This is a genomic window from Reyranella sp. (assembly GCF_004297265.1).
In the GTDB taxonomy this organism is placed as follows: domain Bacteria; phylum Pseudomonadota; class Alphaproteobacteria; order Reyranellales; family Reyranellaceae; genus Reyranella.
In genome coordinates this window covers 193,517-207,899 of record NZ_SCUT01000045.1, presented here as the reverse complement: position 1 = coordinate 207,899, position 14,383 = coordinate 193,517, and the positions used below count along the sequence as shown (strand labels likewise).

Annotated in this window: 16 protein-coding genes; 9 read left to right on the top strand and 7 right to left on the bottom strand. The window is 67.0% G+C overall.

Translation table 11 applies throughout. From position 1 onward, the window contains the following. Window positions 1-19 precede the first annotated feature (19 nt). Entirely contained in the window at window positions 20-616 is a 597-nt protein-coding gene (locus tag EPO41_RS19750; RefSeq protein WP_296328560.1) for a tRNA-uridine aminocarboxypropyltransferase, read from the bottom strand. Window positions 617-692: 76 nt separating this feature from the next. Here EPO41_RS19750 and EPO41_RS19745 point away from each other — a divergent pair, with 76 nt between their 5' ends. Genes EPO41_RS19745 through EPO41_RS19735 form a run of 3 tightly spaced genes read left to right on the top strand, consistent with a single transcriptional unit; the run spans window position 693 to window position 2,745 of the window. Beyond that, a complete protein-coding gene (locus EPO41_RS19745) occupies window positions 693-1,454 on the top strand; it encodes a hypothetical protein (protein WP_296328558.1) in 762 nt (253 codons plus the stop codon). Window positions 1,455-1,472: 18 nt separating this feature from the next. Further along, window positions 1,473-1,694, top strand: coding sequence for a biotin/lipoyl-binding carrier protein (locus EPO41_RS19740; protein ID WP_296328555.1), 222 nt, complete (start codon window positions 1,473-1,475; stop codon window positions 1,692-1,694). Next, the gene (locus EPO41_RS19735) at window positions 1,687-2,745 is read left to right on the top strand and encodes a putative sulfate exporter family transporter (RefSeq protein WP_296328552.1); all 1,059 of its coding nucleotides are present in this window, start codon (window positions 1,687-1,689) and stop codon (window positions 2,743-2,745) included. The genes EPO41_RS19740 and EPO41_RS19735 overlap by 8 nt, the downstream gene beginning before the upstream one ends. Window positions 2,746-2,895: 150 nt before the next feature. Here EPO41_RS19735 and EPO41_RS19730 read toward each other — a convergent pair whose 3' ends face one another. Continuing rightward, complete coding sequence (locus EPO41_RS19730; RefSeq protein WP_296328549.1) at window positions 2,896-3,879, bottom strand: tripartite tricarboxylate transporter substrate binding protein; 984 nt, start codon at window positions 3,877-3,879, stop codon at window positions 2,896-2,898. A 61-nt stretch (window positions 3,880-3,940) separates the two neighbouring features. Between EPO41_RS19730 and EPO41_RS19725 the strand changes: the two genes are divergently transcribed. Both EPO41_RS19725 and EPO41_RS19720 read left to right on the top strand, forming a co-directional pair. Next, a complete protein-coding gene (locus EPO41_RS19725; RefSeq protein WP_296328546.1) occupies window positions 3,941-4,435 on the top strand; it encodes a GNAT family N-acetyltransferase in 495 nt (164 codons plus the stop codon). Beyond that, a complete protein-coding gene (locus EPO41_RS19720) occupies window positions 4,432-4,905 on the top strand; it encodes a MaoC family dehydratase (RefSeq protein ID WP_296328544.1) in 474 nt (157 codons plus the stop codon). Before EPO41_RS19725 ends, EPO41_RS19720 begins: the two co-directional genes overlap by 4 nt. A gap of 133 nt (window positions 4,906-5,038) precedes the next feature. On the opposite strand, the gene EPO41_RS19715 is transcribed toward EPO41_RS19720, so the two are convergent. The 3 genes from EPO41_RS19715 to EPO41_RS19705 are packed head-to-tail and all read right to left on the bottom strand — an operon-like array spanning window position 5,039 to window position 9,135. Further along, on the bottom strand, window positions 5,039-5,668 hold the full coding sequence (locus tag EPO41_RS19715; protein ID WP_296328542.1) for a CoA pyrophosphatase: 630 nt from the start codon (window positions 5,666-5,668) through the stop codon (window positions 5,039-5,041). Continuing rightward, a complete protein-coding gene (locus tag EPO41_RS19710; protein WP_296328540.1) occupies window positions 5,665-6,285 on the bottom strand; it encodes a phospholipid methyltransferase in 621 nt (206 codons plus the stop codon). The genes EPO41_RS19715 and EPO41_RS19710 overlap by 4 nt, the downstream gene beginning before the upstream one ends. Window positions 6,286-6,339: 54 nt before the next feature. Next, window positions 6,340-9,135 (bottom strand): glycosyltransferase, encoded by a 2,796-nt coding sequence (locus EPO41_RS19705; RefSeq protein WP_296328538.1) that lies wholly within the window; start codon window positions 9,133-9,135, stop codon window positions 6,340-6,342. Window positions 9,136-9,598: 463 nt separating this feature from the next. Here EPO41_RS19705 and EPO41_RS19700 point away from each other — a divergent pair, with 463 nt between their 5' ends. Genes EPO41_RS19700 through EPO41_RS19690 form a run of 3 tightly spaced genes read left to right on the top strand, consistent with a single transcriptional unit; the run spans window position 9,599 to window position 11,733 of the window. Further along, entirely contained in the window at window positions 9,599-10,435 is an 837-nt protein-coding gene (locus EPO41_RS19700; protein ID WP_296328536.1) for an alpha/beta fold hydrolase, read from the top strand. Beyond that, window positions 10,435-11,172, top strand: coding sequence for a sulfite exporter TauE/SafE family protein (locus tag EPO41_RS19695; protein WP_296328533.1), 738 nt, complete (start codon window positions 10,435-10,437; stop codon window positions 11,170-11,172). The genes EPO41_RS19700 and EPO41_RS19695 overlap by 1 nt, the downstream gene beginning before the upstream one ends. A gap of 9 nt (window positions 11,173-11,181) precedes the next feature. Further along, window positions 11,182-11,733 carry a protein-tyrosine-phosphatase gene (locus EPO41_RS19690; protein WP_296328531.1) on the top strand — a complete coding sequence of 184 codons (552 nt, stop codon included), beginning with the start codon at window positions 11,182-11,184 and terminating at the stop codon, window positions 11,731-11,733. 6 nt (window positions 11,734-11,739) lie between these two features. Here EPO41_RS19690 and EPO41_RS19685 read toward each other — a convergent pair whose 3' ends face one another. Next, window positions 11,740-12,588, bottom strand: coding sequence for a CmcJ/NvfI family oxidoreductase (locus tag EPO41_RS19685; RefSeq protein ID WP_296328528.1), 849 nt, complete (start codon window positions 12,586-12,588; stop codon window positions 11,740-11,742). A gap of 147 nt (window positions 12,589-12,735) precedes the next feature. After that, the gene (locus EPO41_RS19680; RefSeq protein ID WP_296328525.1) at window positions 12,736-13,536 is read right to left on the bottom strand and encodes an SDR family oxidoreductase; all 801 of its coding nucleotides are present in this window, start codon (window positions 13,534-13,536) and stop codon (window positions 12,736-12,738) included. Between the two features lie 99 nt (window positions 13,537-13,635). Between EPO41_RS19680 and EPO41_RS19675 the strand changes: the two genes are divergently transcribed. Continuing rightward, on the top strand, window positions 13,636-14,382 hold the full coding sequence (locus EPO41_RS19675) for an SDR family oxidoreductase (protein WP_296328523.1): 747 nt from the start codon (window positions 13,636-13,638) through the stop codon (window positions 14,380-14,382). The last annotated feature ends 1 nt before the right edge of the window (window position 14,383 follow it).

Below are 14,383 nucleotides of genomic sequence, written 5' to 3'. Positions count from 1 at the left end.
GCGCAAAGTATAGGGGCGGCTAACGCCGGACGCGACGATCCCGTTTGGAGTCCCGCACACCCTCGCGCCGCGCCTTTGCCAGCAGCGCGCGAAACGGTTCGAGCAGTTTCTCCCGCACTGCAGCATCGCGTTCGAGCACCTGAAGCGAAAGCGCCACGGCCTCCAGGGTCGAGACGGCATCGGGCCGTGCCTCGCGCCGCAGGTCGCCGTAGAGCGACGGACCGTCCGGCACCACGACGAAGCGGCGCAGCCTGGTCAGCCAAGGGTTGCGCCACCACAGGGCCTTGGCCTGTGCCCAGTTGCCGTCGAGCGCGATCAGGCCCTTGAGGCCGGCGCGCGCCGCCGCCTGATCGGGCAAGGGCTCGCCGTTGCGGCCGACGGCGACCAGCGGCCCCTGCCCTTTCGCCTGCGTCGAGCCGAGATAGAGCACGCCCCAGTCGCGCGGTTCCGCTGGCTCGCCCAGCGCATGGGCGAGGTTGCGCCACGACAGGCCGACCACGACCCTGGCATGGGCCAGCGAGCCGCAGAGCAGGCGCGCCGTACCCAGCACGCGGTCCTGCTCCTGCGGATGCTGCAGCACCAGGATCGAAACCTTGTTGTCCACCGTCTCCGACATGGCCGACATATAGCCGCCCGGCTAGGGTCGCGCGATGCCCCTCGCTCCAGACGTCGCCACTCTCGTATTCGATAGCGTGACCAAGCTGCCGCCCGAAGCGGACGGGGCGGTCGTCATCGGCGGCAGCCACGCCGCGGTCTATGCCGCCTACATGTCCGCGAAGTTCGGCTGCCGCGCGGCGATCCACCACGATGCCGGCATTGGCAAGGACGAGGCCGGGGTCGGCGGCCTCGCCTATGCCGACACGCTCGGCATGGCGATGGCGGCCGTGGCGACGGCAAGCGCCCGCATTGGCGATGGCACCGATCTGCACGCCCGCGGCATCATCAGCCGGGCCAACGGGCTCGCCGCGGCCTGCGGCGTGGTGCCGGGCATGCCGGCCCGCGAGGCGGCCGATCTGCTGAAGCAGGCGCCGTGGCCGCACACGATGCCGCCTGCCAAGGGCGAAAGCCGGTACATGATCGAGGGAGCCGTCTGCGCCGATTCCGCCACGCTGCTGGTGCCGGAAGATGGCGGCCGGATCGTCGCGACCGGCAGTCACGGCGCGCTCAACTCTTACCGGGCGACCGCACCGTTCCGGCCACTGCTGCTGATGTTCAACGATGCCGGCTTCGGCGCCGATCGCGGCGGGGTGCTGGCACTGCCCGAACTCGACAAGGAAGGCATCGCCGCCATCGCAGTCGCAACGCAATCCGCCCGCATCGGAGATGGCCGTTCCACACTGCAGGACGGAACGATTTCCGACGTCAACGCAACCGCATACCGGCTCGGCGCGAGGGTGGGAAGCTCCGCCCTTGCACTGGCGCGCGCACTGGCCGAAAAGTCTGGACAAAGCTGAACGGGAGACGTTTGGGGCATGGCCGTCGTCAATGTGAAGTCGGAGATCGCCGGCAATGTCTGGAAGATCCAGGTCAAGGCGGGGGATCGGATCGAGGCCGAAGGCGAGATCATGATCCTCGAATCGATGAAGATGGAAATTCCGGTTCTGTCGCCCAAAGCGGGCGTGATCAGGGAAATCAAGGTCAACGAAGGTGAGGCGATCGGCGAAGGCCAGCTCGTGGCCGTGCTCGATGCGTAACAGCGTCGTTGCCGTCGAACTGGCGCGGCTCTGGGCGCCTGACAATCTCCGCCGTTCCGCCCCCGGCATCGCTCTCTGCGCCGCCATCGCCGCCGTCGCCTACTATGCCGACACCAGGAGCCTGCTGCGCTTCGGCGCCGTGTGGGTGCCGCCGCTGATCCTGACCCTGGTCATCGGCATGGCGCTGCAGCCGCTCTCGGCCAGGCCCGTGCTGAAGCCCGGCCTCGAATTCGCCGGCCGCACCCTGCTCCGCATCGGCGTCGCCCTGCTGGGCGCCCGGCTGACGCTGGGCAACCTCGTCGAGGGCGGTGCTCTGCCGATCGTGGTCGCCGTGGCGGCGGTCGGCTGCACCATCGTGTTCGGCGCCTGGGTGTCGCGCCTGTTCGGCCTCAACCGGAATTTCGGCCTGCTCACCGGCTGCGCCACCGGCGTCTGCGGCGCGGCGGCCGCAATGGCGGCGTCGGCCGTGCTGCCCAAGCACGAGAATTCGGACCGCGACCTCGCCTTCACCGTGATGGGCGTCAACTTCCTCAGCACCGTGGTGATGGTGATCTACCCCACCCTGCGCGAGGCGCTGGGCTTCTCGCTGTTCGAGATGGGCGTGTTCCTGGGGGGCGCGATCCACGATGTGGCGCAGGTGGCGGGCGCCGGCCAGACGATGGGCCCGCAGGTGCTGAGCGACGCGGTCATCACCAAGCTGCTGCGGGTGGCGGCGCTGCTGCCCGCCATCGCCGGCATCGCCTGGTGGGTCGCCCGGAGCGGCGGCCCGCAGACCTCGGCGCGGCCGACGCCGCCGGTCTTCCTGTTCGGCTTCCTGGCGCTCGCCGCGCTGAACTCGCTGGGCGTCGTTCCCGCCGCCGTGCGCGACGCCGTCGGCCAGATCTCCGCCTTCCTGATCATCACCGCCATCGCGGCGCTGGGGATGAAGACGTCGCTGCTGGCGCTGGTGCGCATCGGCATGGCCCCGGTGATGCTGCTCATCACCGAGACGATCTTCGTCGGCCTGCTGGTCGTCGGCCTGATCTACGGCCTGCGGGCCGCGGGGCTGTAGGAGGCTCCGTCGTCTCGACCGAAGCCTCGCGCAGCGAGGCGTAGTGGAGAGACCTTCTCTCCACCAAAGGTCGCCTATTTGTAGAGAGAAGGTCTCTCCGCTACGCGCCTGCGGCGCTCCGGTCGAGACGACGGGCTTCTTTTTTCCAACTCAGGTTCCGGGCTTGGTGCCCGTCGCCTTGACCACCGCGCCCCAGGTGTCGATCTCGTTCTTGATGAACTCGGCGAACTGGATGGGTGTCCCCGGCGCCGGCAGGGCCGCGCGCTGCTCGATCTGCTTGATCACCGCATCGTCGTTCAGCAGGGTCTGCAGGTCCCGGCTGACCTTGGCCACGATCTCCAGTGGCGTGCGCGCCGGGGCCGCGAGGCCCGACCAGCCGGCGGCATTGAAGCCCGGTATGGTCGCGGCGATCAGCGGGATCTTGTCGAGCGGCGGCGGCGCGGGGCGCGACGTCGTGACGGCGATCGCCTTGATGCGGCCGTCCTTGATGGCGTTGAGCGCGGACGCGGTGCTGTCCATCATCAGCTTGACGTGCCCCCCGAGCAGGTCGGCCATCGCCGGCCCGCTGCCCTTGTAAGGAATGTGCACGATGTCGACCCCGGCCTTGAGCTTGAACAGCTCCATGGCGAGATGCTGCGAGGTGCCGGGGCCAGCCGAAGCGTAGGAAAGCTGGCCAGGCTCCTTCTTGGCGAGCGCGATCAACTCGGCCAGCGTGTTCACCGGCAGGCTGGGATGCGCCACGATGACCAGCGGCACCAGGAAGATGTTGGAGATCGGCAGGAAATCGGTCAGCGGCTTGTAGGGCAGGTCGGGATAGAGGCTGGGATTGACGCCGAACGTGCCGCTCGACACGACCATCAGCGTGTAGCCGTCGGGCGCCGCCATCTTCCCGTACTCGGTGGCCGGGATGCCGCTCCCGCCGGCCTTGTTCTCGACGATGACCTGCTGCTTCCACTTCTCGGACAGTTTCTCGGCCATCAGGCGCGCAAAGATATCGGCGGCCTGTCCCGGGGGAAACGGCACGACGAAGCGCACGGGCTTGTTGGGCCACGCGGATTGCGCGATGGCCGGTCCGGCAAGCGCTGCGCCGGCCGCGCCAGCGAGCGCCAGGACATGGCGACGCGTCGGATACATTTCTGGAACCTCCCAGTTCGTTTCAAGTGACAGGGTAGCATAGGCTCCCGAAAATGACCTCATGACAGGCACCATCCAGATCGGCCCGCCCCGCGATACGACGGATTACGACGCCATCGCGGAACTGGTCCGGGAGTATTCGGGATCGCTCGGCTTCTCCCTCGACTATCAGGGGTTCGAGGCGGAACTTGCAGACCTCCGCGCAAAGTATGGTCCGCCGGGCGGCGCCCTGCTGCTGGCGCGGGTCGACGGTGAGTCGGCCGGCACCGTGGCGCTGCGGCAGCTGGAGCCCGGCATCGGCGAGATGAAGCGGCTGTATGTCAGGCCAGACTTCCGCAGGGAGCGCACCGAAAGCGGCAATTCCATCGGCCGCGAACTCGCCCATCGCATCGTCGAGACAGCGCGCGCCTGCGGCCACCGGCGTCTCAGGCTCGACACAATCGGTCCCCAAATGGAGGCCGCGATCAAGCTCTATCGCACGATGGGCTTCACCGAGATCGCGCCCTACTACCCCAGTCCGGTGCCCGGCACCGTCTATATGGAGCTGGTCCTTTGACCGATCGCTTCTACGAGGATTTCAACGTCGGTGATCGCTTCCTGAGCGGCAGCATGACCCTTACCGAATCCGCCATCGTCGACTTCGCCCGCCAGTGGGACCCGCAGCCCTTCCACACCGATCCCGCGTTCGCCGCCACGTGGACCTTCGGCGGGCTGATCGCCTCGGGGCTCCACACGATGGCCGCAACGCTGCGCCTGTGGCTCGATCTCGGCATTTTCCAGGCCTGCAGCCTGGGCTCGCCCGGCATCGGCGAAGTGCAGTTTCCCCGTCCCGTCCGCCCCGGCGACACGCTGCGGGTTGTGACCGACATCGTCGAGTTGCGGCCATCCGCCTCCAGGCCCGACCGCGGCATCGCACGGCTGCGCCAGGTCACGATCAATCAACGCGACCAGCCGGTGATGGAACAGGAGACGACGGTCTTCCTGAAACGGCGCCGGGCTGTGCAGAGCGCCGCCAGGGGAGCGTAACCGAAACAAACGAAATCAACGAAACGAACGAAAGGAAAAACCCTCCGCTCCGCTACGGGTGGGAAAAAAGGGTCTCTTATGTAAGCAGTGCTGGCATGATGTGCCGGCGCCCGGCTGCTTCCAACCGTCGAACCTAGCGCCAGGCGAAGACCGGCTGCTCGTAATGGTCGACGCGCGTGTCGCGACCGGCCAGCGCCACTTCCCGGAACTGGAACAGCAGGGCCGCCGTCGGGGCGTTCACCGTGGCGACCGGCAGCGGCAGGCGGATGATCGGCCGGTCCGATTCCTCGATCGCCACGACCTCGGGCGAGCCCTCGCGGAAGAGTTCGTTGCAGGCGATGCGATAGGCACCCGCCACCTCGGAAGGGTTGGGAGTCAGGGTCACGCCGGGGGCCCACACGACAACGGGCGCGATCAGGTAGCCCGAGCGCGTCGGATAGTCGTCGAGCGTGCCCAGGATATCGTCGGCCGAGGCCAGCACGCCCAGTTCCTCGTGCAGCTCGCGCAAGGCGGTCTGCTCGATCGTTTCGCCGGGATCGACGCGCCCGCCCGGCAGGGCCCACTGGCCGCCATGGGCGCGCAGCTTCGGCGTGCGCCTGGTCAGCAGGAAAGCGGCCTCGCCCGGCTCATCGGCCTCGGCGATGACGATGGCCACGGCTGCGCGCTTCAGGCCGCCGGCATCGGTACGACGGCGCAGGTCGAAGCGGCCGAGACGGGCCATGACGTCGGCGCGCAACGCCTGGTCTAGCGGAAAGGACTTCACGCGCCGGCGGGTCTCCGGAAGGTCCAGACGACGGCGGGCGGCACATTGCGCCAGATGCGCGGGCCGCGCGTCCCGACCAGCCTCAACTCTTGCGTCAGGGTACGCGGCACCGGTTGCGAGGGGCCGTACGTGAACTGCACCAGCGCACCGCCGCGCGGCAGGGCCTCGAACACGCCATGGACGATGCCCCGCACAACGTCGGCCGGCAGGGACAGCAGCGGCAGGCTCGACACGACGGCGGAGACCGAGCCGATCCCCTGCTCGGCCAGGATCTTCGGCAGGCGGGCGGCATCGCCCTCGACGATCTGCGGCCCAACGAAATGGCGGCGCAGGAAGGATGCGAGTTCGGGCTCGCGCTCGACCAGGGCCAGCCGGTCGGCCGGGATGCCGGCCGCCAGCAGCCCCTTGGTGACCTCGCCCGTGCCGGCACCAAGCTCGATCACATGGCCGTCGCGCCCTGTCATCTCGGCAAGGGTCGTCCGCGCCATCGCCTCGGCCAGCAGCCGCCCGCTCGGCACGACCGCACCCATGGAGAAGGGGTTGCGCAGCCAGCGCTTCAGGAAAAGAGAGGTACCGGCGCGCGAGTCGAGACCGGCACGAGACTCGATCGGGGGCATGGGCGAAACGCTAACAGACGCCTTTCCAAGTCGACAGGAAAAAGCAGCTGCTCCCTATTGCGCGGGTTGCATGGCGGGTGCTGCCGCGGGGACTGCCGATGCCGGCGGCTCGAAGGCCGTCTCGGCATGCCGCATCTGCTCCACCGCATTGACCATGGAGACATAGACGGCCGCCGCATAAGGCAGCGACTGCACGATCATGAACAGCGACCACAGGCGCGCCTCGGGGTCGACGACACCGTTGCCGAACCACAGGACGGCCGCCGCGATCCACAGGAACGCGGCCAGGATCGCCTCGCCGCGCGCCATGCCCAGCGCCATGCCGAGGGTCGCGCGCTCGTCCATCTTGGGGGTACGCATGAACGGCAGGCGGCTGGTCGCCAGCCCGTAGATCACCGCCCGTCCCACCGTGTAGGTGAGCGCAAGGCCCGCCAGGGAGGCGCCGATGCTCTGGCGGAAGGTGCAGCGCACGCGGTCGAAGTAGAGGCCGAACGAATAGAGCAGCTTGAAGACGAAGATGCCGATGGTCGGCGCGATGAACTCAGACGGCGGCAGGCCGACCGGCTTCATGCCGAACAACGGCGGCACGACGACCGCCAGCACCCAGGCCAGTCCCGCCCAGGTGAAGATGAGGTTCAGCGCGTCTGCGAACCAAGGCAGCCAGCCGGCGACGAAGTGATACTTCTGCCAGAAGGTCAGCTTGGTATCGCCGAAGAACATCTTGCCGGCATGCGCCTTCATGATCTGCATGGCACCGTAGGCCCAGCGGAAACGCTGTTTCTTGTAGCCGGCAAAGTGGTCGGGCGTCAGGCCGTGGCCGAAGCGCTCGCGGCTGTACATCGCGCCGTAGCCCTTCTCCATCAGCCGCAGGCCGAGCTCGGTGTCCTCGGTGATGCACCAGGTCGCCCAGCCGCCCATCTCCTCCATGCAGGAGCGGCGCACCAAGGTCATCGTGCCGTGCTGGATGATGGCGTCGTACTCGTTGCGCAGGCACATGCCGATGTCGAAGAAGCCGGCATATTCCCAGTTCAGCATTTCCTTGAACCGGTCGCCGCGCCAGTCGCGATGGTCCTGCGGCGCCTGCACGTAGCTGATCCTGGCGTCGTCAAAGTACGGCACCAGCGCCTTCAGCCAGTCCGGCCGCACCATGTAGTCGCTGTCGATGACGCCGATCACCTTGGCGTCGGGCGCGGTCTGGCTCAGCACGTAGTTGAGCGCGCCGGCCTTGAAGCCCTTCATGACGTCGAAATGGAAGAACTTGAAGCGCTCGCCGAGCTGAGCGCAGTAGTCCTGCACCGGGCGCCACACCGCGGGGTCCTTGGTGTTGTTGTCGATGACGATGACTTCGAAATCCGGATAGTCGAGCCCGGCCAGCGAATCGAGGGTCTGCATGACCATCGCCGGCGGCTCGTTGCAGATCGCCAGGTGCAGCGAAACCTTGGGCCACTCGCGGTTTGCCGGCTGGCGGGCGATCATCTCGGCCGCAGGCAGCGCCTCGCGTGTCCAGCGGCCGCGCCAGATCGTCTCCGCCATCTCGAGCGCCTGGACGAGCGCCATGCCGAGGCTGGCCACCAGGAAGAAGGCCAGCACGCCCCAACCGATCATTTCGGAGGCGACCATGTAGGTGCCGGCCGCAACGGACGCGCCATAGGCCACGGCGCTCGCCGAAAGGGCCAGCAGGGCGCAGAATCCCACCTGCCCCGCCATGCCGAGGCGCGGCCAGCGCCACAGGAAGAGCAGCATCAGCGGCAGCGACGCCGCCAGCGACCAGGCCGCGCAGGAAAGCCACTGCGGGAAAGTCTCGATCGGTCCGGTCCAGGCGAACTTGGGCTGCCGGTCGGCATTCCACAGGCCCCAGTAGCCACCCGCCTTGCCTTCCAGGTCGTAGGATTTCCACGGCTGATCGACGGCCTCGACGACGAAAGTGTCGATGTTCTGCGAGCGCAGCCACGCCACCATGTCACGCACGTTCTTGGCCTGCTCGGCCGGCGTCGCATACTTCACCACGCCTGAGCCGGGGCTGCGCCGTGCAGCGCCGTTCGACGGCCAGCCGACCTCGGTCACGATGATGTTCTTGTTCGGGTAGAGCTTGCGCAGGAGGCCGATCTTTTCCTTCACGTACTCCAGCGGCGTCGAACTCGACTGCTCGTCCCAGTACGGCAGGATATGGACGGCGAGATAGTCGACCTCGCGTGCGAGCTCGGGATAGCGCTCCCAGACGTGCCAGGGCTCGGCGGTGCTGACCGGCACCTTCACGTTGCGCTTGACGTTGCGGATCTCGCGGATGAGCTGGGCCGGGCTGGTGGCGTTGGGATTGCGCAGATCCTTCTCGCCGTCGAAACGCAGGATGTTCTCGTTGCCGACCAGCACGCGCTCGATATTGGGGTTCTGGTTGGCCATGCGGATCAGCGCGCCGGTCTCCTCGGCGTTGACCTCACTCGCCTCGCGGCCGAACTGCAGCTTGGCTTCGTTCGGACTGTAGATCCAAGCCCCGGGCACCAGCTTCAGCCCGTACTTCGCGGCCAGCGCCGGCATCACGTCGCCGCCGTCGGTGGTGCGGTAGGTACGGACATAGTTGACCTTGCCGCTGAGCATGGCGAAGTCGCGCTCGATCTGGTCGTTGCGCGGCTTGATCTGCGGCGCGGGCGCCTCGTTCACGGCGGTCCGCAGGAAGCTCCAGATACCGCTCGCCTTGCCTTCGAGCGGATCCTGGTCCTTGGCCCAGGGCGCATAGGTGACGCCGTGGAGCGGACCGTCGACGTTCGCCGCCGTCACACGGCTGTCGAGGAGGCGCCAGCCCACCAGCGTGGCCGCGACTGCAATGAAAAGAACCAGGCCCCGACGCATCATGAAGAGACGATTGCTCCGGCAACGCCGCCGGTGGTGAACGCTCGCTTCGGGATCGCGGTCGCAAGTCTCCTGCGGACGACAATCGTCGACGCAAGGACCGTGCCCGGATCGACTCTTCCAGCGAGCCGACTACCACGCAGTGCGGCGGACCTCTTCGAGGTTTCCTTGCGCCCGATTTCCTCGACGGCGACCCTTCGCAGTCGGTAAGGCGACACAGGCGTTCTATAACCTGCGGCTCCCGGTACGGTAAAGAGACCGAAGGGGATGATGGCTAAAATGCCCAATTCTTTGCTGGCCTTGACGCCCGTCCTTCGCCAAAACGCCACAAACAATGAGCGATCAGGACCCCGCCGCAGCCCCCGTAACGATACCTGCCTCTCTTAGCGCAACCTATCGCGCGGCAGATCGTTACGGCTTCCTCGAGCGCGCCGGAGCGCGCCTTCGTTACGCATGGTGGAACGCCTTGGGCGCCGCCCGCGGTACCGTCGTCATCCTGACCGGCCGGGGCGAGTTCATCGAGAAGTACGCGACCGAGGTGGTGGGCGACCTGCTGGAGCGCGGGTTCGCGGTGGCCGCCGTCGACTGGCGGGGCCAGGGCCTTTCGGACAGGCCGCTGCAGGATCGCGGCAAGGGACACATCGACACCTTCGCGACTTATATGGCCGACCTCCGGCTGTTCCTGGAAACCGTCGTTTCGCCCGAAGCGCCTCGCCCGGTACTGGCCCTCTGCCACTCGATGGGCAGCCATATCATGATGCGCGAGATGGCCGAAAACGGGACCGGCCCCTTCTCCGCCGCTTTGTTCGTGTCGCCCATGACGGCCCTTCGCCGCGAGGCGATGCTGCGGTCGGTCCTGATGATCATGCCCGAGGTCCCCGCCGTCGAGGAACGCTACCTGTTCGGGACCGGTCCCTTCGTCCTCCTTGCCCGGGAATTCGCCTCGAATTTCGTGACCCATGACGAGCGCCGCTATCGCTTCACCGAGGACTGGTTCACCGCCGATCCGCGGCTGTCGCTGGGCGGACCGACGCTCGGCTGGTCCCGCCAGGCCGTCCGTTCGATGGCCGCCGTCCAGGCGCCCGGCTATCTCGAGCGCATCGACATTCCGCTCCTCGTCATCAGCGCCGGCGAGGACCGGCTGATCGACTCCCGATCGCATGGCCCCCTGGTGGCGCGGCTGAAGCATGGCGAGCACTTCACGATCGGCCATGCCCGCCACGAGATCATGATGGAAACCGACGAGATCCGCGCCCTGTTCTGGGAGGCGTTCGACCGGCTGGTGAAAGGCGTTCTGCCCTGATGACCGAAATCCAGATCCTGGTGATCGTCGTCGCCTTCATCGTCGCCGGCATCGCCAAGGGAGCGGTCGGCATCGGCCTGCCGCCGATCGCCGTGGGCCTGATGACCCTGGCCGTGCCTCTCGACGACGCGCTGGCGATCATGACCATTCCGACGCTGGCCACGAACGTCTGGCAGGCCGGCTACGGCTCCGGCCTGCTGCGCCTGTTCCGCCGGTTCTGGACGCTGGCCCTCACCGCGACCGTCACGCTGATCCTGGTGGCAGCGACCCTGGGCAAGCTCGGCTCGGCCCAGGCCTCGGCCTGGCTGGGCGTGATGCTGGCCGTCTATTCGACCATCGTGCTCCTGGCGTGGCGTCCGCGGGTGTCGCGGCAGGCCGAACGCTGGATGAACCCGCTGATGGGCATTGCCAGCGGCGGCGTCGCCGGTTTCACCGGCATCGCGGCGGTGCCGTTCCTGCCCTACATGCAGTCGCTGGACATCGACAAGAACGACCTCGTCCAGGCGCTGGGCATCCTCTTCATCTTCCTGATCGGTGCTCTCACCTTCGCGCTGTTTCGCCAAGGGGCCTTCGACACCACGAACGTCATCGGCGGGATTGCCGCCATCGTGCCGACCTCGATCGGCGTCTGGCTCGGCCAGAAGTCTCGCAATGCCCTGTCTCCAGAGATGTTCCGCCGGGTTTTCCTGGTCGGGCTGCTGGCCCTCGGGCTGCACATGGCGCGTGGGTTGTTGTAGGGTCGAGCCATGTCACTCCCTCCCTTCAAGGTCACGATCTGCGGCATTCCCGAGCTGCCGCAGCACTGCGCCGTCGGCGTCAGCCACGTCCTGTCGATCATCGACACCCACGAACCGCGCCCACCCGCGCTCGACACCTACTCCGACTTCGAACACGAGCTGATCCGCTTCGACGACGTCGTGGCGGAGTATCCCGGCTTCGAGGCCTGCACGCAGGCCCATATCGAGAAGGTGCTGGCCTTCGGCGAACGCGTCCATGCCCGGCCCGATGGCCACGTACTGGTCCATTGCCACGCAGGCATTTCACGTTCGACTGCCGCCGCCGCCATCCTGATGACGCAGTTCGCACCGGGAACCGAGGAACAGGCCTTCCTGAAGCTGCTGGAGCTGCGCCAGCACGGCTGGCCCAACACCCGCATGGTCGAATTCGCCGACACGCTGCTGAAGCGCGACGGCGCCATGCTGCGGGGCCTTGTCGCCTATCGGAAGGCTCTGCTCGAGGTGAAGCCGCACCTCAAGGAAGTAGTCCGCAACATCGGCCGCGGCCACGAGATTCCGTAGTCACCGTCAGGACCGGTGGAACACCAGCGTCCTGACCTCGATGCTTTCGCGCGGCGGGGCATCGATGGGCGCCGTCGGGTCGGTGAAGGCGCTGTGCGGCGTATAGCGCGCCGGAACGCCGGTCGACGTATCGCAGCATTTCAGCAGCAGCGCCTCGTCGGTCCGCATCTGCGGTACGTAGTACCAGCGATGCGCGGGATTGAACTTCACCGAGTAGGTCTCGCCGACCCGATGCGGATAGACGAGATCCGACGGCACCAGGTCGTCCAGCACGATGCTCGTTGCATCACAGACCGCGAGGGGTGAATCGAGCAGCGGCCCCTTGATGGGACGCCACAGGTTGATCACCTGCACCCTGCCCTTCAGCAGCTCCACGGCCTCATCGGGCAGAAGATCCCGCACCCGCTGCGGCCCCGACCGCGCCGTGTGGTCGATATGGACACGACGGACCGGCTGGCGCGGGGCATCCGCCTGGGTCTCGGCATCGGGCACGCGGCGGCGGGTCGTGTGGTCGAAGATGTGAACCCGGTCCGCGCCCGTGGCTTCCCGTACGAGACGCTCGACTTCTGGATAGTAGATACGGCGAACCTCCTCGTCGTCGAAGAAGTCCTTCACGTCGCTGCGATGCCGGACGAGCGCAAAGCCGTTGGCGTCGAGCGACACCTTGTCGGCGAGAGGCCGCGCGTCACGGATCGCGACGGCGTGCGCTTCGTGCTCGGCATTGCTGCGCGGGATGCCGGGCGGTGGGTCGAACGTGTAGTTGCGCGGCCGCTCCACCATCGGCACGAGATAGTTCATGTCGGCGACGACGCTCGACAGGTTGGAGAAGACGTCGAGTTGTTCCTGCAGAGTCATGGTCCAGGACCTCCGAAGATGTTCGGATGATCTTGGACCCACCCCCTTTCCACGCCATGGAGAAGATGTGCGGCGCCACATGAAGAGACGTTATCCGAAAGGAAAACCTCTTCTGTCGCGCCGCACGTTCACGGCAAGAACGCGTCGTCAGCGCGCCTTCATCGGCAGGCTGGCGAGATGGGTGCCGGCGTCGACGATCAGGAACTCGCCGGTGATGTTGCTGGCACTGGTCAGGAAGAACATCACGGCCTCCGCCATCTGCTCGGGCGTGCCGGCCTGGCGCAGCGGGGTGTTCTGCTCCTGGCCCATCTTCATCTTGTTGTAGTTTTCCTCACCCATGCCGCCCAGCAGCCAGCGCGTCTGGATGAAGCCCGGGCAGACCGTGTTGACCCTGACTGCCGGCGACAGCCAGCGCGCGAGCGTGAGGGTCAAGGTGTTGAGCGCACCCTTGGAGCAGGCATAGGGGATCGAGCTGCCGACACCCATGACGCCAGCGATCGAGGAGATGTTGACGATCGAACCGCGGTCCTGATGGGTCTCCCACTGCTTCTTCATCGTCGGATAGACGGCGCGGCTCATCATATAGGGGCCGGTCACGTTGACCCGCAGGATGCGATCGAAATCCTCGGGCGTGACGCCGTCGAGGTCGCCCTGGTTCTGGAACTTGGTGGTGCCGGCATTGTTCACCAGACCGTCGATGCGATCCCACTTCTTCATGGTCTCGGCGGCGAGCTTCCGGCAGTCGGCGTCCTGGCCCATGTCGGCCTGGACGAGGATCGCCTCGACGCCCTTGGCCTTCACCGCCTCGTAGGTCTCGTCCGCCTCTTTCTTGCTCTTGGTGTAGTTGATCGCGACGTTCCAGCCGCGCTCGGCCAGGTCGAGCGCGCAGGAAGCGCCCAGCCCCGTCGCCGAGCCCGTCACGATCGCCACCTTGTTCGATTTCGCCATGTCGCTTCTCCCGATATCTGCGGCACCTTTCATAGGCTAGGATCGGCCTCCAAGGCAAAGAAGCGGGTGGTAAGCGGGAACATGGCCGATCTTTTTTCGATGACGAAGCGCGTGGCCCTGGTGACCGGCGCGTCGCGTGGACTGGGACGCGACATGGCGTTGGCCTTGGCGGGCGCCGGCGCAACGGTGCTCTGCGCCGGCCGCTCGGTGAAGGAACTCGACGCGACGGCCCGCGCCATCGGCCGCAAGGGCGGCAAGGCGCACGTGGTTCCGATGGACGTGACCGACGAGCACGATGTCGTCGCCAAGGTCGCGGCCATCGTGGCCAGGCACCGCCGCATCGACGTGCTGGTGAACAATGCCGGGATCGTCCATCGCCAGGACATCGTCGACACGGCAACGACCGATTTCCGCAAGGTGATCGAAACCGACCTGGTCTCGCAGTTCATCGTCGCCCGAGAGGTCGGCCGTCACATGCTGACGCGCAAGTATGGCCGCATCGTCAACATCTCGTCGGTCATGGCGATCCTCGGCCGCGCCTCGGTCGCGGGATACGTTTCCGCCAAGCACGGGCTTGTCGGCCTGACCAAGAACCTGGCGGCCGAGTTCGGACCGCACGTCACCGCCAATGCGATCGCGCCCGGCTACATCCGGACCGAGCTCAACGTGCCCCTGCAGCAGAACAAGGACTTCAGCGACATGCTCGAGCGCCGCACCGCGGCCGCGCGCTGGGGCAAGCCCGAGGATCTGCGTGGCGCCCTGCTGCTGCTGGCCTCGGACGCCGGCGCCTACATCACCGGCCACACGCTGGTGGTCGACGGCGGCCTGACGACCATCCTCGCCTGAT